The organism is Silicimonas algicola (assembly GCF_003970735.1).
Taxonomy (GTDB): Bacteria; Pseudomonadota; Alphaproteobacteria; order Rhodobacterales; family Rhodobacteraceae; genus Silicimonas; species Silicimonas algicola.
In genome coordinates this window covers 2,936,950-2,955,024 of record NZ_CP034588.1, presented here as the reverse complement: position 1 = coordinate 2,955,024, position 18,075 = coordinate 2,936,950, and the positions used below count along the sequence as shown (strand labels likewise).

General features: G+C 68.5%; 10 protein-coding genes. All 10 read left to right on the top strand.

Translation table 11 applies throughout. From position 1 onward, the window contains the following. Positions 1 to 86 precede the first annotated feature (86 nt). Positions 87 to 1,649: a response regulator gene (locus EF888_RS14485; protein ID WP_126918583.1), complete on the top strand. Its 1,563-nt coding sequence runs from the start codon at positions 87 to 89 to the stop codon at positions 1,647 to 1,649. Then, on the top strand, positions 1,642 to 2,844 hold the full coding sequence (locus tag EF888_RS14480) for a glycosyltransferase family 4 protein (protein WP_109760737.1): 1,203 nt from the start codon (positions 1,642 to 1,644) through the stop codon (positions 2,842 to 2,844). The genes EF888_RS14485 and EF888_RS14480 overlap by 8 nt, the downstream gene beginning before the upstream one ends. After that, complete coding sequence (locus EF888_RS14475; RefSeq protein WP_109760738.1) at positions 2,844 to 4,016, top strand: glycosyltransferase family 4 protein; 1,173 nt, start codon at positions 2,844 to 2,846, stop codon at positions 4,014 to 4,016. Before EF888_RS14480 ends, EF888_RS14475 begins: the two co-directional genes overlap by 1 nt. Beyond that, positions 4,013 to 5,773 carry an ABC transporter ATP-binding protein gene (locus EF888_RS14470; protein WP_109760739.1) on the top strand — a complete coding sequence of 587 codons (1,761 nt, stop codon included), beginning with the start codon at positions 4,013 to 4,015 and terminating at the stop codon, positions 5,771 to 5,773. Before EF888_RS14475 ends, EF888_RS14470 begins: the two co-directional genes overlap by 4 nt. After that, positions 5,770 to 6,957, top strand: coding sequence for an aminoglycoside phosphotransferase family protein (locus EF888_RS14465; protein WP_109760740.1), 1,188 nt, complete (start codon positions 5,770 to 5,772; stop codon positions 6,955 to 6,957). The genes EF888_RS14470 and EF888_RS14465 overlap by 4 nt, the downstream gene beginning before the upstream one ends. Then, positions 6,954 to 8,105, top strand: a complete 1,152-nt coding sequence (locus EF888_RS14460) for a phosphotransferase (RefSeq protein ID WP_109760741.1) — start codon at positions 6,954 to 6,956, stop codon at positions 8,103 to 8,105. Before EF888_RS14465 ends, EF888_RS14460 begins: the two co-directional genes overlap by 4 nt. A 228-nt stretch (positions 8,106 to 8,333) precedes the next feature. Next, complete coding sequence (locus EF888_RS14455) at positions 8,334 to 8,987, top strand: HAD-IA family hydrolase (RefSeq protein WP_109760742.1); 654 nt, start codon at positions 8,334 to 8,336, stop codon at positions 8,985 to 8,987. Positions 8,988 to 9,212: 225 nt separating this feature from the next. Further along, positions 9,213 to 15,647, top strand: a complete 6,435-nt coding sequence (locus EF888_RS14450) for a cupredoxin domain-containing protein (RefSeq protein ID WP_109760743.1) — start codon at positions 9,213 to 9,215, stop codon at positions 15,645 to 15,647. 1 nt (position 15,648) lies between these two features. Further along, a complete protein-coding gene (locus EF888_RS21890) occupies positions 15,649 to 17,484 on the top strand; it encodes a hypothetical protein (RefSeq protein ID WP_164721706.1) in 1,836 nt (611 codons plus the stop codon). Further along, entirely contained in the window at positions 17,481 to 18,074 is a 594-nt protein-coding gene (locus EF888_RS21885) for an SCO family protein (RefSeq protein WP_164721705.1), read from the top strand. The genes EF888_RS21890 and EF888_RS21885 overlap by 4 nt, the downstream gene beginning before the upstream one ends. Position 18,075: the final 1 nt, after the last annotated feature.

The window sequence follows — 18,075 nt, the reverse complement described above, 5'->3', positions numbered from 1 at the left end:
GGCGCTTTGCCCCAGTCGCGGGGCTTGCCGCTCTCCTGCCGCGGGTCGCCCGCTGCCATCCTGTCCGCGAAACACACGAGGTCGGGATGACACGCATACTTCTTGCCGAGGACGAACCGGTGCTGGCGCGGAACATCGCGCTCTCGCTCAGAAAGACCGGGGCCGAGGTCATTCATGCGCCCTCCGCCGCCACGGCGCGCGAGGCGCTTCGCCGGGGCGGGTTCGACCTCGTGATCGCCGACATCTCTCTCGGCGACGGCGATGGCCTCGACGTGCTGGGCGAGGCGTCCGAGATCCTGCACGGGACGCCCGTGATCGTCATGACGGGACAAGACAGCGTCGCGAACCGCGCCCGTGCCGAAGGCCTGACGGTCGCGGCGTTCCTGTCGAAGCCCTTCGCGCTGTCGCGTCTGCGCGAGCTCGTGGGCGCCTTGACGCGGCCTGCGGCGCCCGGCGGGTCGGCGTCCGCCGGGCCATCGGTGGTGATGTATTCGCACGACACCATCGGGCTCGGCCATATGCGCCGCAACTCGGCCATCGCGCGCGAACTGGTGGCGCAGGTACCCGGCGTATCGGTCCTGATGTTGGTCGGTTGCCCGGCGGGCATGGTCTTCGAGCCGCATCCCGGCATCGACTACGTCAAGCTTCCCTCGCTCGCCAAGCTGGGGCGGGGAGCCTACCAGGCCGGATCGCTGCGAATCGACCCCGAGACGACGCGCGCCATGCGGTCGCGGATCATCGAGGGCGTGCTGACCACCATCGAGCTCGACCTCTTTCTCGTCGACCACGAGCCCGCCGGTGCGATGGAGGAGCTGGTGCCGATCCTGGGCGCGCTTCGGGAGCGCGGCCGGGTCCGGACGGTGCTCGGGTTGCGCGACATCCTCGACGATCCCGCCCGCACCAGGTCGGGCTGGGCGCAATCCGGCACGGATCGCCTGATTTCAGAGAGTTACGATCACGTCCTCGTCTATGGCGACCGGCGCTTTTTCCCAAGTGCCGAAGCCTATGGCCTGGACCTGCTCAAACCGGGGGCCGTCACCGAATGCGGTGTCGTCACCACGGTCCGCACGCGTGTCCGCCCCGCCTTCCCCGCGGCACCGTCGAGGATCGTCGTCTCCGGTGGCGGCGGACGGGATGCGTATCCCCTCATAGAGGCCGCGATCAAGGCGGTCCGCACGCTACCTGTCCGCCGCCGACCCCATCTCATCGTCGTGACCGGCCCCCTGATGGACGAGGAGTTGAAGTCCGAGGCGAGGCGGCTCGGCACCGTCACCGGCGTGACGGTGCTCGAGCATGTCCCGGACCTGCCCGGCATGATGGAGGGCGCCGACCTTCTGGTCACGATGACCGGCTACAATTCGATCAACGAGGCGCTGGCGCTCGATTGCCCGATCGTCACCGTGCCTCGGCTGGGACCTTCGTCCGAGCAGCGTCTGCGCGCCGAGGCGCTGGAGCGGCAGGGCCTCGCCCGTTACCTGAGGCGCGAGGACCTGACACCCGAAGCTCTCGCGCGGCTCATGTCCGAGCCGCCCCCCCGCGTGCCTCCTCATCGTCTCAAGTCGGACGGGGTGACGACCGCCGCGCGCGTCCTCGCCGCCATGATCGCAGACGTCCGCACCCCCCTCACCGAGGAACGCGCCCATGCCTGAGCCACGCATCGCCTATGTGCTGAAGCGCTTCCCGCGTTTCAGCGAGACCTTCATCCTGAACGAGCTCCTCGCCCATGAGGCGGCAGGGGCCGAGGTCCATGTCTTCAGCCTGCTGTCCCCGCCGGACGAGCCGCGGCACGCGCGACTGTTGGACCTCAAGGCGCGGGTCCATGTGCTGAAATCGGTGGGCAAGGGCTGCGACGCCTCACCCGCTCCGGGCGACGCGGCTCTTTTTTCGGGCCGGTCGGCAGCGGAGGTCGGCGCGCTCATGGCCAAGGCGGAGGTCGTGGCGGGAGAGGCTGCGCGGCTAGGCATCTCGCATCTGCACGCGCATTTCGGGTCTGACGCGACCACCGTGGCCTGTCTCGCGGCGCGCCGGATGGGTGGCACCTTCTCGTTCACCGCACATGCACGCGACATCTTCCACACCTATGTCACGCCGGAGGCAGACGCGGCCATGCGGCGCGCGAAACTGCGCGCAGCCGCTTTCGTCGCCACCGTGTCGGACTACAACGCGCGCTACCTGACGTCGCTTTGTCCCGAGGCGCGGGTCGTGCGGCTCTACAACGGTATCGACCTGTCGGCCTTCCGGCCCGTATCTGCCGCGACGCAGGTGCCCGGACGAATGATCGCCGTAGGGCGTTTGGTGCCGAAGAAGGGCTTCGACGTTCTGGTCGAGGCCTGCCGCAGGCTTCGCGACCGTGGCCGGGCCTTCGATCTGTCTATCGTGGGATCGGGCCCCCTGGAGTCCTCCCTTCGCTCGACGATAGAACGCCTTGAGTTGTCAAAAGAAATCCGGCTTGAGGGTGCCCTGCCACAGGAGGAGTTGATCCGCCTGATGGCCGAGGCAGAGGTTGCGGTTCTGCCCTGCGTGGTGACGGACTCGGGCGACCGCGACGGGCTGCCGACGGTGCTTCTCGAAGCGATGGCACGCGGGCTTCCCGTGGTGACGACGACCGTTTCGGGCGGGCCCGAGATCGTCGAAGACGGCGTGACCGGAAGGCTCTGCGCGCCGAACGATCCCGGCGCGTTGGCCGAGGCACTCGATGATGTCCTGTCCGACCGCGAGACCGCGCGCCGCATGGGACGGGCCGGGCGTCTGCGGGCCGAGCGTCTGTTCGATCTGACCGCCAACGCGGCGCGGCTGCGGGAGTTGCTTCTCGACCCGGCGCGGCCCTCGCGGGAGGCGGCGTGATGCGGATCGCCTATGTCTCGGCCGATCGCGGCATCCCCGTCTTCGGCGAAAAGGGCGCGTCGATCCACATCCAGGAGATGATGCGCGCCTTCGTCACCGTCGGCCACGATGTCCGCGCGCTGACGGCGCGGCGCGGCGACGGCGATGGGCAGGGTCTTTGGGTCGAGGAGGTGCCGCAGACCGGGTCGGGCGCTGACCGGGCCGACAAGGAGCGCGCGGCGATGCGTCAGGCCGAGGCGATCGAGGCGCGCCTGATGTCGCTTTACCGCGAATGGCCCTTCGACATGATCTATGAGCGCTATTCGCTCTGGTCCGCCGCAGGCGTCCGCGCCGCCCGGCGTCTGGGTCTGCCGGTGGTGACAGAGGTCAACGCGCCTCTCGTGATGGAACAGGCCGCGTTCCGCAGCCTCGTGTGCGACGCCGAGGCCCGCGCCCTCGAGGCCGAGGTGCTGGCGGGATCGACGGCCCTTGCGGCGGTGTCGTCCCAGGTCGCGGAATATCTTGTCTGTGCAGGAGCGGCGTCGGGGCGCGTCCACGTCATCGGCAACGCGGTCGACACCCGGCACTTCCGACCCGACGTGCCGCCGGCCGAGGTGGCGGGGATACCGGACAACGCCTTCGTCGTGGGGTTCACCGGCTCGCTCAAGATGTGGCACGGGGTCGATACCCTGCTCGAGGCCTTCCGCCTGTTCCGGGCGGTCGAGCCGAGGGCGCATCTGCTGATCTGCGGCGACGGGCCGAAAGCGGGTTGGATCGAGGGGTTCGTCGCGGGCGCGACCCTCGGCGAGGCGGTGACGCTGGCGGGGTGGGTCGACCATGCAAGGTTGCCGTCGCTCATCGCCCGGATGGACGTCGCGACCGCGCCCTACCCGGTGTCCGACACGCACTACTTCTCGCCCCTCAAGCTCTATGAATACCTCGCCGTCGGAAGCCCGGTGCTGGCCAGCGACATCGGCCAGACGGCAGAGCTTCTGGCCGGGTCCGAGGCGGCGATCCTTCTTCCGCCCGGCGACGCCGGGGCTTTGGCGCGCGGCATGGCGGACCTCTGCGCCGACCCCGTGCGGCGACGCGTCATGTCGATGGCGGCGGCGGACCTTGGGAGACGGCACGACTGGACCGACAACGCACGGCGTGTGGTCGCCCTCGCCGGACTGCGGACGGTGGCCGCATGAGCCGGGATCCGCTGCGATCAGACGCGCTCTGGCGTCTTGTCCGACGCATGGCGCCGCAGTTGCGGCCGCACCGCCGGAGGCTGGTCCTGGGAGGTCTGGCGCTCATCGGCGTCGCGGCGTCCGAGGTGGCGCGGCCCTGGCCCCTGAAGGTCGTCTTCGACGGAATCCTGATGCCGCGACCCGACACCGATCCGGTGACCGGCTGGATGACCGCGACATTCGGTACCGGCGATGGCCTGCTGGCCGCCACCGCGTTCGCCATTCTCGCCATAGCGCTGGTCGGCGGTGCGGCGGGCTTTGCGCAGGCCTACCTGATCGCGTCGGTCGGGCAGAAGGTCGTGGCCCAGATCCGGCTCGACCTCTATCGCCACGTCCAGCGGCTATCGCATTCGTTCCACGACACCGCCTCGTCTGGCGACATCATCGCCCGGCTGACGGGTGACGTGCGGATGATGCGCGATCTTCTGATCGACGCGGTGGTGTTCTTCGCGGCGCGCGTCCTCGTCATCGGGGCGACGGTGGGCGTCATGGCGTGGATGGACTGGCGACTGACCCTGTCGGCGCTGGCGATCCTGCCGGCGCTCTGGCTGGTCACGCGCCACTTCGGCGGCCGGATCAGGGGGGCGGCTCGCAGGCAGCGCCGGAAGGAAGGCAAGATCGCCGTGGTGATGACCGAGGGCATCTCGTCCATCGACGTGGTGAAGGGGTTCGCCCGCGAGGCCTATGAGGAAAGCCGCTTCGCCAAGCAGAACAACTCGTCCGCCGAGGCGGGCGTCGTGACCACGCGTCTGGCGGCGAACATGGACCGGGTGACGCAGGTGATCCTGGCGCTCGGGACGGCGCTCGTTCTCTGGTACGGCGTCGTCCGGGTGCGTAGCGGGGCCATCAGCCCGGGTGACCTTCTCGTCTTCACCGCCTATCTTTCGACGCTCTACAAGCCCGTACGGAAGATGGCGGCGATGACGGCGCGCGTGGCCAAGGCCACCGCGTCGGGCGAGCGGCTTCTCGAGATCTTCGACCTGTCGCCCGAGGTCGCCGAACGGCCCGGCGCGGTCGATGCCGGTCTTCTGGCCGGGCGGGTCGGCTTTGCGAACGTCACCTTCGCCTATCCGGGATCGCCGCCGGTTCTCCGGAACGCCTATCTGAACCTCAATCCGGGCGAGATCGTCGCCATCGTCGGCACGTCGGGGATCGGCAAGTCGTCGGCGACGCGCCTCATCATGCGGTTCTACGATCCGCAGGAGGGTTCGGTCCGGATCGACGGACACGACATCCGCGAGTTCACGCTGGACACACTGCGCGGAAACATCTCGGTCGTGCTTCAGGACAGCGTTCTTTTCGGGACGACAGTACGCGACAGCATCGCCTACGGCCGCCTGGATGCCACCGAGGACGAGATCGTCGCGGCGGCGCGCGAGGCCGAGGCGGACGGGTTCATCAGGCTCCTGCCCGAGGGCTATGACACCGTTCTGGGCGAGAGGGGCGAGACCCTGTCGGGCGGGCAGCGCCAGCGCATCACCATCGCGCGGGCGGTGCTGCGCGACGCGCCGATCCTGATCCTCGACGAACCGTTGACGGGTCTTGACCCTGCGACCGCGCGAAGCCTTCTGGGCGGCCTGCGACGGGCGGCGGCGGGGCGGACGACATTCCTCATCGCGCACGACGCGCTGACGCTGTCGCTGGCCAGCCGCGTGGTGCGGATCGAGGACGGGCAGTTCGTCGAGTATCCCCGCAACAGCCGGATCCTGTCGGCATGAGCGCGGTGCTGGAGCGTCCGGTCGAACGGATCGAGGCATGGCGAAGCGTGCCGCCCCAAGACGTCGCGCCGCTTCTGGGCGAGGTTCCGGCCGGGCTGCGGCTGGACCGCGTTCATTTCCCCTCGCGTCGCCCGGTGCAGTTGACCTATGCGGCGACGCTCAGGTCGGGCGAAACGCGCACGCTCTTCGCCGAGGACTGCGGCACGGGAACGATGCTTCATGCCTCCGAGGTCGCGGCGAGCCTTCGGAAGTCGCGGCACGGTCAGCGGGCCGGACTGACGCGCGCGGCCATTCTCGCCGATGAGGTGCTGGGGCTGGTCTGGAGGCAGCCGGGCCTCGACGAGCGGCTGTCTGGTCTGCGGCTTCTCTACGACGCCGAGGGTGCGCGCCGGGTGGTTGCAGAGCTGACCGGATGCGATCCGGGACAGGTCACGGTCGACCTCGTGGCGCACCGTCTGGGCAAGCGCGCCGTCCTGCGGATCGGGACCGGGCAGGGCGACCTCTACGCTCGTCTGTCCGTCGTCAAGGGCGGCGAAGGCGGCGGTCGGCTGGCCCGCCATGCCGCCCTCTGGCGCGCGCTCGGACCCGATGCGGCGCTGCGTATACCCCAGCCGCTCGGGGCGTCGCCCGACCTGGGCGTCGCGCTTTTCAGCGCGCTTCCCGGACAGCCTGCCGCCTTCGGGCGCAACGGTGCAGAGGCCATCGCCCGTGCCCTCGAGACGCTGCGCGGTCTCGGCGTCGAGGATTTGCCCAAGCACGGCGGCAGCGACGAGGCGAAGCTTCTGGAAGAGTGGTTGGGCCGGTGCCGGGTCTATTTGCCCGATCTGGCGGAGAGGCTGGAGACGCCGGTGGCGAAGGCATGCGACGCACTTGCGCGCAGCGACACAGAGTTTGTCCTGTGTCACAGGGACCTGCACGAGAAACAGATTCTGCTGGCCGGCGGGGTCGCGGGCATCCTCGATTTCGACACGCTCTCGCGCGCCCACCCGGCCCTCGACCCCGGCAACCTGCTCGCGCACCTCTGCCTGGCCGGGGTGGACGAGCGTCCGCTCCGCGCGGCGCTCGACCTGCGAGGGATCGGCCTCTGGCGCTCCGCGGCCCTTTTGCGGCTTGCGATGATCCGCGCCTTTACCTCCGCACCGGCTGCGGCCGTGCGTCGCCTGATCGACGAGGCGGCGGCGTGATCGCAATCGCGGATGCCGGGCTTCCGGGGCTTTCCGCCCTTGGAGCCGATGCGCTCAAGCGCATCGCCGGGACGGACGAGGCGTCGCTTGTGCGGCTTCGCTATCGCGCGGGAAAGCGCGCGGTCCTCCACCTCGCCACCGGGCCGTCCGGCACGGGGCAGGGGTCGGCCTGGTTCTTCGAAGGCGACAAGGCGCGGCGTCTGGCGGCGCGCACGGAAGCCGCGACCTATGACGAGGTGTCGGGCGCATTGTACGAGGCCTTTCCGAACGATCACCGACTGCCGCAGGTGCGTCTCTTTCTGAAGGACTACGGGGCCCGCGCACCCGCACTGATCGGCGGGACACCCGCCGGCGCGCCCCGCGTCGTCCGCTATCGCCCCGGCCTCTCCTGCACCTTCCGCTGCGAACGGGCGGGAGGCGGCGCTGTCTACGTCAAGATCCTCGCGGACGCCGACCCCCAACTTCTCGCCCCGGCGAACCGCCGGATTGCCGAGGCCCTTGCCGGCGGACCGCTATCGGTCGCGCCCGTGGTCGCGACGGACGCGTCGCTGTCGGCCATCGCCTATGGCGAGGCACGAGGCGCGCCGCTCGATATCCTTCTGGCGCGGGGCGGCGTCGAACCTGTGCTTCAGAGCCTCGATGCGCTGCGGCGCTTTCAGACCCTCGCGCCGACGCCCGAGCGGCACATGACACGGAAGGTCATCCTGGAAAGGTCGGCCGATTGCGTGGACCTTGTTGCGGCGACCGTGCCCGCCTGCCTTGCCGCCGCCGCGCGGATCCTCGCGCGTCTGGCGGAGGGGCGGCCCCGCCTTGGCTCACGCCCGATCCACGCAGACGTCAAGCTCGAGCACATCTTCCTCGACGGCGGCCGAACGACCCTGATCGACACCGAGAGCGTGTCCCTGGGGCCGCCCGACTACGACCTCGCGCAGCTCTACGGCCGCCTGTGGCAGGCCGAGGCCGAGGGTCTGGTTGCGACCGCCACGGTCGAGGCGGCCACGCGTGAGATCGTCCTGTCTGCGGGTCCCGCGTTCGGCTGGTGCCTCGACGCTGTCGCCCTGCGCCTCGCCCGGTTCCACGCGCAGCGGCCCTGCGCCGAGGCCGCCTCGCGCATCGAGGCGATATTCGAGCGCCTCGCCGGGGCCTGAGGTCGAAGCGCGGCGAGACACGGGCGCCTCGCCAGGTCCCGTTGACAGGACAAGCCCGACGTTGATGCGGTCGGGGCCTTCTGAAATCATGGGGGGGTGCGTCGGTTCTCATATCCGGCAGACAGTCAACTAATCTGACCAAAGGATGACAAACCGCGTGGAACCTCTCCAATTGTTTCGTTTTTCGATCCGCCATCGCACCGAAGCCCCAACCTCACCTGTGCAGCCGTGAGCGCGCGCATCGTCTTCGACCTCGACGGCACGCTGATCGACAGCGCGCGGGACATCCAGGGGATCGCCAATGCCGCGCTGAAGAGCGTAGGTGCAGCGCCCGTCACGCTTGAAGAAACGCATGGGTTCATCGGCGAGGGCATCCATGTCTTTGTCGCAAAGATGCGCGCCGCGCGTGGCATCCCTGACAGCGAACAGGAGCGCCTGCTGGCGGACGTCGTCTCGCGCTACGACGACGCCGTGACGCTGACGGAAGTCTATCCGGGCGTGAGGGACATGCTTGCCACACTCTCGTCGCACCACCAGCTCGGGATATGCACCAACAAGCTGCGCAGCCCCTGCATGGCCGTGCTGGCACACCTCGGGATGGGGGAGCTGTTCGGCACCGTCTGGGGTGGCGACAACCCCCTCGGGCGCAAGCCCGATCCCGCGCCGCTTCTCGCCGCCTTCGCCGACCTGGGCGAGGGCCCGTGCCTTTACGTCGGCGACAGCGAGGTGGATGCCGAGACGGCGCAAAGGGCCGGCGTTCCCTTCCTTCTGTTCACGGGCGGATATCGTCGCACGCCCGTCGAGAGCATTCCGCATGCGGCGGCCTTCGACCACCACGCCGAGCTTCCCGCCATCGTCGAGGGTCTCCTCGCCTCTGCCTGAGCCGTGACATGCACGGCCTTCGCCGCGCGCTCCCATTCACGGATGTTTAACGAAACCTGAGGACGCGACGGAAATATACCGCCAGCGCCTGATCGCTTCGTGCTAGTGTTTCCTTGCCTCAGATAGTCCGGCGAAGGAGTGGTGGTCATGATCCGCTTCGCGAACGTATTGTTATGTTTCATTTTTTTAATTATCGCGAGTCCTGCCCAGGCGGCGGACGCAGAGTTGGACTTTTGCGACACTCTGCCTGCAAGTGCCAAAGTCGAAGGCTTCGAGCGACGGCTTGTCTGCGCCGATGTTGCGGCCTTCGAGCAGGTGATCGTCTACAACCGCTTCGGCTCCTACAATCCCTTCGGAATGTTGTTCGCCCTGCGCCGCGATCTGATCCCCGCCGACACGGTGCCTGTGCGGATCACTGCGGCGGATTGCGCAGAAGACACCGGAACCGACAGGGCGCTCTCGCCCCTCGACGCGGGAGCTGTCCGCTTGCGTGACTGCAAGCGGCCGCGCCCGCTGGTCCTGCGGGCGAACGAAGGCGACCTCCTCGCCCTTCAGGTCACGAACCTTCTGCGACCGGGGCAGCCGGGACATTCCGAAACCTTCTGCCGCGGGGCGCACCTTCAAGAGGGAAGTCTTGCAAAGAACGTCCGCGACGCCGTCAGCGCCGGGCCGGACGACCGGCTGGCGCATCACGAAGCGGCCTGCCTCGACGGAACGGCGGGTGCCGATCCGGAGGATGCGGCGCCGGGGTCCGCCGACTGGCCGGTCACGCGCGGCATGAGTTTCGCCATAGAGGGGCTGATCGCTGTCGCGCCGGACGGGCTCGATCCGACGAACCTCGCCGTCTGCCGGGGTCTCGCGGCGGTCGCGCCGGGCGAAGCTGTGACCTGCTACTACGAGATCGATCGGGTTGGGCCCTACTTCTTTTCGAGCAACGCCGCACCCGCGGGCGGGGAAGGCGATGGCGGGTCGATCACGCACGGTCTGTTCGGCGCGGTCGTCGTGGAAGAGCGCGGCAGCCGGTGGTTCCGCAGCCAGGTCTCGCAGGCGGCGTTCGACGCGGCCTGGACGCTGACGGAAAGCGATGCGTCCCTGCGCCGGGCGACGGGCGATCACCGCCGGACGGGCGAGGTGGATTACGACGCCGAGGTGGACGGCATCCCGGTCCTGTCGATGACCCGGCTCGCTGGCGGCGGAGCGCAGGAGATCGTTCACACCGATCTGAACGCCGTCGTCCACGAGCCGGATGCGAACCGCAGTTTCCGGGAATTCTCGGTCTTCTTCCATGACGAGCTGAAGACCTTCTACACGCAGGCTTTCGAGGAACTTGAGCGCTACGGGCAGCTTGCCGGGGTCCGCGACGGCTTTGCCATCAACTATGGGTCAAGCGGCATGGGGTCGATCCTGCTGGCCAACCGCAAGGGGATCGGACCGGCGACCGAGTGCGTCGAGTGCCTCTACGAGGAGTTCTTCCTGACGAGTTGGGCGAACGGCGATCCCGCCCTTCTGGAGCGCTATGCGGACGACCCGTCGAACGTGCATCATTCCTATCTGAACGACGAGATCCTCTTCCGCAACTTCCATGCCGGGCCGAAGGAGACGCACGTCTTTCACCTCCACGCGCACCAGTGGTTCGGCGGGAACGACGGGAACCGGGGCGCCTATCTCGACAGCCAGACGGTCGCGCCCCAGCAGGGGTTCACCTACAACATCTATTCCGGCGGCCTTGGGTACTATGACGAGGGGCCGGAGGACGACTGGTTGCAGAACGACGGCAGCGGCAACCGCAATCGCACCGTGGGCGATTCCATCTTCCACTGTCACCTCTACCCGCACTTCGCCCAAGGCATGTGGGAGCTCTGGCGGGTGCACGACGTCCTCGAGGACGGGACGCGTCTTCTTCCGGACGGCCAGCCCGAGGCAGGCCTTTCGGTCGAGGCGATGGTGGGCGACCCCCGCGTCGGTTCGGTCGATCCCGAGACGGGGCGCTGGATCGCCGACGCCGAGGGCACGCCGGTGCCTGCACTTGTGCCGCTTCCGACCCGTCCCCTTCCCGTGCTGCCGACCTATGCCGCGCCGGACGAGGAGCCCTACCTGACCGCCGAGTCGTCTGCGGCTTTCCCGGGGTATCCGTTCTTCGTTGGCGGCAAGCCGGGTCACCGTCCGCCGCAGGCACCGCTCGATCTCGCGGTCGCGACCCGCGACGTAGGCGATGTCACGAGCGGCGACATTTTGGACGGCGGCCTGTCGCGCCACGTCGTCGCCGGTGGCACGCGGCGCTTCGGGGTCGAGGATGCGGGCGATCCGCCACCAGCGAACGGCGCGCAGGCCTCGCAGCTCGTGGCGAAGATGCTGGCTCTGGGCGACATGTCGGCCGAGTTCGAGACGATCACGCTCGAGCCGCGCGCGCAGGACGGCACGCCGCTGGAGCGGGCCGCGATGGGCTTTCACTACGACGGCACCGTCTGGTCGACCGGCGAGACGATCGACGTGCGCGCCCCCGACGGGACGCCCGCGGCCTTCGATCCCGCAGGCGGCTACCGGACCGGCGCCGGGCTGTTCACGGTCAATGGATCCGCGCCGAAACCCGGCGCGCCCTTCGCCGATCCTTGCGGCGCACCTCCGGGGCTCGCGCGCGGCAGCGAGACCGACGATCCGTTCCTGCAGTGGCCGGGCGAGCCGTTCCGGACCGATCCAGCCGTGGGCGGCTTCCGCCGGTACGAGGCCTCGGCGGTCCAGCTCGACCTCGTCACGAACCGAGCCGGCTGGCACGATCCGCAGGCCCGCATCAACGTGCTGACGTCGACGTCGGACGACTACAAGACGAACAACTCCGGCCTCGCCGATCCCATCTCGCCTTTCGTATCGGCCCGGGAGGAACCGTTCTTCTTCCGCGCGTTCAGCTCGGAATGCATCGAGTTCCGGCATACGAACGAGCTGCCGAAGGAGCTGGAGCTTGACGATTTCCAGGTGAAGACGCCGACCGACACAATCGGGCAGCACATCCACCTCGTGAAGTTCGACGTCACCTCGTCCGACGGGTCGGGCAACGGGTTCAACTATGAAGACGGCACCTTCGCGCCCGATGAGGTCGCGGCGCGGATCTGCACCTCGGGACAGGACGACCCGAGGTGCGCCTTGCCGGAGTTCGCGGACCACAAGCTGTGGACGCTGAAGCGAAGCGATCATCCCGACTGGTTCCAGACGACGGTCCAGCGGTGGTTCGCCGATCCGATCCTGTCCAACCTCGGACCCGAGGATGCCGACGGCATGGGCGACAGGACGCTGCGCACGGTGTTCTCGCACGATCACTTCGGCCCGTCCTCGATCCAGCAGCACGGGTTCTACACCGCGCTCGTCATCGAGCCGCGCGACAACGACGTCTGCCGGCCGGGCTTCGTGTCTGCCGGAGCGCCGTCGGAGTGCCGCTCGTTCGCGGGCGATCTCGGCACGCTCGAGACGGACAACGACGTAATGGTGGGCGTGCATCGCGTCCTTCTGGCCGACGACGTGCCCGGCATGGGCGACGACTGGCCGGGGCCCGATCCGATTCATCCGGACGTTCGGGAATACGCGATTTCCATCGCCGACTTCGCGCTGCTCTATGATCCGCGCGACTACGACACCGACGCCGAGGCCGTGATCGACGACGCGAGTGCCGCCGGGATCGCCAAGCTCGCCTGCGAGGCGCGTCACTGGACCGAAGCGGAGGCCGTGGATGGCACTTGCGGCAGCGCTCTTGCGTCCGATGCCGAAGGACGGTTCGACGGCGCGGACCCGATCCCGGCGTGGAATGCGGCAGGACGTCCGGGCGATTCCGCCACGCACATCGCCGATCTTGCCGACATGATGGACGGGGCCGACGCCGACAAGCTTGCGTTCCATCTCGAGGACTACCGCTCCAGGGCCTCGCTTCGGGACGACGGGCGGCTGGCCAGCCCCGTCGCAGCGCCTGCGCGCCCCGAGTCGATCTCGGTCGACCACCACGACCCGTACCTCGTCAACTACCGGGGCGAGCCGATCCCGCTTCGGATCGGAACGAAGGAAAGCGGCAGCCACGACGACTGCGCGCTCGCGACGCTTCCCGTGCAGGGGCATGAGGCGGTCAACGACGACGCCACCTTCGTCCGCGACGTGGACGAGTGCAGCTATGCCGTCCAGCGCGGCGGCGAGGAAGGCGACATGGCAAACGTCTTCCTGTCCTCGCTTCATGGCGATCCGGCGACGCTGCCGATCGAGACCTATTCGGGTGAGACGACCTACATCCGCATGATCCAGGGCGCGCAGGAGGTGCAGCACACCTTCGGCATCGCAGGACACGCCTGGAAGCGGAACCTCGACCAGCCGTTTCCGCAGGCATCCCCCGTCATCGGCGCGCCGCCCGCGAGCGAGACGGCGAAACAGGCGTGCAACCGGCTTGAGGCGCTGCACAGGGGATACCCGGAGTTCTACCGCGCCTGGTTCGAGGGGCGGCTGCCCGACGACGGCATGGCGCCAGAAGCGCCGTCCGACGTGACGCTCTTCTTCGCTTCTCTGGACGAGGCCCTTGCGACGTGCATGAACGCCGAAGGCTATGTCGCGGCGCAGGAGATCGGGATCTCGGAGCATTTCGAGGTGTCGGGCACGTTCCGCCAGCTTCTCTCGACCAGCGGATTGAGCGGTGAAGGATTGGAGCTCTTGGGAAGTTGCTCAGTCGCGGAAGAGCGGACGGGCCGTTGCGTGAGACCGCGGGATGGCACCATTGAGCGCCAAAGCACCGACTACCTCTACGACTTCGGGACGCAGGACGCTTTGTGGAATGGTGCCTGGGGTCTTCTGCGTGTCTTCAGGAATGGAAACAGCCCCGACCTCACCACCTGCATGCGGAAGGACGAGGCTGAGTTCGACGAATGCGCCAAAGAAGTATTTTGGCGCCTTCGCGAGATCCGCGAGATGCGGCACTCCCGAGGCGCGCCGATGCTGTCCTTCGAGGAGGACGAAGCGCTGTTCCTCGAGTGTCCCGAGGATGCGCCGCGCTTGAACGCCGCAGTGGCCGCCATCGAGGCGCGGAAGGTCTACGGCGCGGACGGCATGACCTACGGACGCGACACCTTCGATCCGGACGGCCTGATGATGGTCGCTCTCGATCCCAATCTCGTAACGGAGGGCGCGTCACGCGCGGACATCGAAGCCGCAATCGCAGCGATGTACGCAGACCGGCCGGCGGAACCCTACGTGCTTCCCGTCCGGGCAGGCGACTGCGTGACGCTGGAGGTCGTGAACCTTCTCGAGCCAGCGGGTGACGAGGACGACGTTGTCGCCGTGTCAGGCGGTGGATACGAGACGGCGGCCGACGCTGTGACGGGTCTGCGCGACGGGCCGGGCGATGCCCTCATGCCGCCCATAACGCCGCTCAACACCGATCCGGCGGTCCATGTCGGCGAGGAGACCGCCTCGCCGATCTACGAACTCGACGCCGAAAGCACCGACCCGCGGAAGCACGACGTGACGCCCTCGGCGCGGCTGGCGATCCGCTTCCCGCTGCCGACGCTGTCGCACACGCAACGCATAGCCCTTCCCTTCGGCTGGAACGCGACGGGCGCGCTGCAGCCGGCGGGGGACACGGTGTCCTTCTCGGACGAGACCGACGAGACGGAAAGCGTCACCGGCTTTCTCCCCCGTGTCGCGAACGCCGAGCGGATCACCTTCTACGCAGGCAAGCTTTCGGCCGATCCGCGCGCGGTCCTCGGCGACGAGACCGCGAGCGAGATCGTCCACTGGATGCCCTACGCCTTCGGCCCCGTGCCGATCGAGCCGTTCGGGGACGTGATCGGCCACGGCGGCCACGGGCTGATCGGGTCGGTCCTTGTCCTGCCTCAGGATCACACCTTCGGCGATGGCTCGGAGTCCTGGCAACTGCCCGGCGCCTCCTACGACGTGATGCCCGCGCCCATTGCAGCCGGGCATGGGCTTGCGACGACGCAGGCGAAGGGTGCCGAGGGAGGATCTCGTCGCCATCGCTCGTTCGTCCTGTTCTTCCAGGATGGCCTCAACCTTCACGACAAGCGGAGCGGGATCGAATGGCGGTTCAGCGACGGGGTGGCCGTGGCGAGCAAGGCCACGCCGGACTGCATGATCTGCGACGACAGCTACGACAGGGGCGACCAGGGGGTCAGCTATCACAGCGCCCCGTTCCAAGCCCGTCTGCGCGACATCGGCACGCCCGCCGTGCCCGGGATGGCGCTGGAGGCCGACAGCGATCTGAACGCCGTGGCCTTCCCGTCGGACTTCTGGATGCTTCAGCCGGACGAGGAGGCGGCTGGCGCGGGCGGCTGGGGTCCCTCCAAGGTGGCGACCTCGATGCCCGTCCTGCGGGCCGAGGCGGGGGAGGAAGTCACGATGAACGTCCTCGAGCCGTCGGGGCGCGCGCGGCAGCACGCCTTCGTCACGATCTCGCAGGACTACGACGACCTGTTCCCCGGCTTCGGTTTCCCGCATTCGGCGCTGATCGCGCCCGGCAAGGCCATCGCCGCGCCGCTGACGCGGCCGGTGCAGGAGGGGTGCTATCTCTGGCACGACGGCCCGACGCACCTGCGGGCGGGCGGCATCTGGGGGCTGCTCGACGTGGTTCCGCAAGGCAGTCTGGCCGATGCGGGCGTGACGTCGTGCAGGCTCGAATGACATGCGCCTTGCCGGGACGATCTTCCCTGTCATCGCCGTCATCGCGGGACCTGCGTTCGCGGCCGACCTTGCCGCGCCCCTGACCGCGGAGGTCGTGCTCACGGATGTCGCCGGCGGGACGACCGACACGGTCTTGCCCGGCCAGCCCTTTGGGATCGACGTGACGCTGACGGATGCGGCCACGGGTGGCGCCTTGAAGGGCTTCGTGCTGGAAGGCTGGATCCGTCCGGTGTCCGAGACCGATGCGCCCTGCGTCGAGGCGGCTCGCGCCTTCCGTGCCACGCGCCGCATCCCGACGGGCGGGATCGATCTGAACGGGATCGTGCTGGCCGGGTTCAACGAAGACGGGAGTTTCGGTCTTGCCGACCCCCGTCTCGACCTCGCCACTGCCAACATGCTGGCGGCGGGGACGCTCAGCGCGACGCCGGACCTTGTCGTCGCCGACCGCGCCACCCAGAGGCTGATCGCCCATCTCCCCGGACAAGACGGGCTCGTCTCGGTCGGCCTGACCGGAGATGTCTCCGAAATCGCCTTGCCGGCGGTCGGCGGCACTCTCGCGGCGCTGCACGTCTCGGACGACGGGGTGATCTGGCTGGGAGGCACAGGCCCGGAAGGGCGAGGGGTGATGTTCCACGCTCCCGGCGGAGACGAAGGAACTCCGGTCCGCTTTGGGACAAGGGTCGGTGGAATGGCAGACGCGGGCGAAGGCGAAGTCTTCGCCTGGGCCGAGAATGGGTTCGCATTTCTCGATGCGTCCTCCGGGCGAGTGACCGCTTCAGGGATCCATGCGTCCGCATCGAATGCCGCCGGGATTGCCTTGCCGGACGGTCGTGGCGGTGTCGTGCGCCTTGTCGCCTCGCTGGCGCCGGGCGGAGCATCGGCGCACATCGTCTTCGCGGACACTCCGACGGACGGTGTCTCGGTAGAGCTTGCCGCGCCCGCTGACCGGATCGGCATTTCGCCCGAAACGGGAATGATCCTGGTCTGGAACGCGGACGGCGCGGTGTCCTTCATCGATCCCGCCACAACGGCGCTTGCGGGTGCCGTCGCCCTGAACCAGGGCATCGGCGACGCCGTTTTCGCAGGCGAGGCCGCGTTCCTTGCAACGGCGGACCAGTCGGGCGTGACCGTCATCGACCTCGGGACCGTGGCCGTGGGGCAGGCGCCGACGCTGCGTGAAGTCCGGCTTGCCCCGCGCGACGCCGAGGTGACGACCCGACCCGGAGCGCTTCTCGTGCCGCTTGCCCCGTCGCCGCAGGTGCTGGCGGTTCACGCGGCAAGCTACACCGGCTTCGTCATCGACGAGACGAGCAGCATGGGAGACGCGCCGCCGATGACCGCCGTCCGCCTGCGGGGCGGTCGCCCCTCCGCCGTCGCCGTCCTCGACCGGAGCTTTCGCGAAACCGCACCGGGCCGGTTCAATACCCGCGCCGTCGTGAACGAGGGTGGACCGCACGAACTGGTCCTGACGACAGGCATCGGCGGGATGTCACGATGCTTTCGCTTCGACGCGCAAGGCTCTGCAAAATCAGCATTTTCCATTCCTGTCCTGACCGTCGATCTTGGTGTGCCGTCGCTGTCCGCACGGGCCGGGCAGGTCCTGAACGTCCGCCTTCTGGACGAGAACGGAGCCTCCGTGGCGCTCACGGACCCTGTCCTCGAGATGACGCACATTCAATTCGGATGGCGGGCGACGCTTTCGGCGGACGGCCTCGACGCAGGCGGCGCAAGGTTCATCGTCGCCCCGCCGGTTCCGGGTCACTACGCGGTGACGCTCGCGGACGCGACGCTCAAGGGCGTCGAGATCAGGGCGACAACGATAGAGGCGAAGCAATGAGACAGCATCTTCTGATCGCCCTGGCGCTTTTCGCAGCCAGCGTCCCGGCGCAGGCACACGATCCGAACGCCGGTCACAAGATGCCGGTTGCCGGAAAATCCGAGACGGCGCCCGGCCTCGAGACCATCCACATCGCCGATGCGCGCGTCATCGACCAGAACGGCGCCGAGCGGCGCTTCGGCGAGGTCGTCGGGGACGGCCCGGTGGTGGTCACCTTCATCTACACGAGCTGCACGACAATCTGCCCGGTGGCGAACGGCATATTCCAGATCGTGCAGGAAGACCTCGACGCGGCGGGAGACGACCGCACCCGGCTCGTCTCGGTCAGCATCGACCCGGTCCGGGACTCGCCTGCGGCCCTGCACCGGACGGCCGATGCCTTCGAGGCGAAGGATCGCTGGACCTTCGTCACGGGAAGCGTGCCCGAGATCGCCGACGTTCTGCGGTCGTTCGGTCTATCCCTCGGCTCGGTCGAGGACCACGATCCCATGTTTCTTGTGGGATCCGGAAACGGCCGCTTCGTCCGCATCGCAGGCCTGCCGGCGCCTGAGACCCTTCTCGGCACGCTTGCGCGCGTTGAGGGCCGCTGAG

What these genes read in the sequence shown, in the direction of transcription:
- EF888_RS14485 (WP_126918583.1), top strand. Translation starts at nt 87, where the DNA reads ATGACACGCATACTTCTTGCCGAGGACGAACCGGTGCTGGCGCGGAAC.
- EF888_RS14465 (WP_109760740.1), top strand. Translation starts at nt 5,770, where the DNA reads ATGAGCGCGGTGCTGGAGCGTCCGGTCGAACGGATCGAGGCATGGCGA.
- EF888_RS14480 (WP_109760737.1), top strand. Translation starts at nt 1,642, where the DNA reads ATGCCTGAGCCACGCATCGCCTATGTGCTGAAGCGCTTCCCGCGTTTC.
- EF888_RS14475 (WP_109760738.1), top strand. Translation starts at nt 2,844, where the DNA reads ATGCGGATCGCCTATGTCTCGGCCGATCGCGGCATCCCCGTCTTCGGC.
- EF888_RS14470 (WP_109760739.1), top strand. Translation starts at nt 4,013, where the DNA reads ATGAGCCGGGATCCGCTGCGATCAGACGCGCTCTGGCGTCTTGTCCGA.
- EF888_RS21890 (WP_164721706.1), top strand. Translation starts at nt 15,649, where the DNA reads ATGCGCCTTGCCGGGACGATCTTCCCTGTCATCGCCGTCATCGCGGGA.
- EF888_RS21885 (WP_164721705.1), top strand. Translation starts at nt 17,481, where the DNA reads ATGAGACAGCATCTTCTGATCGCCCTGGCGCTTTTCGCAGCCAGCGTC.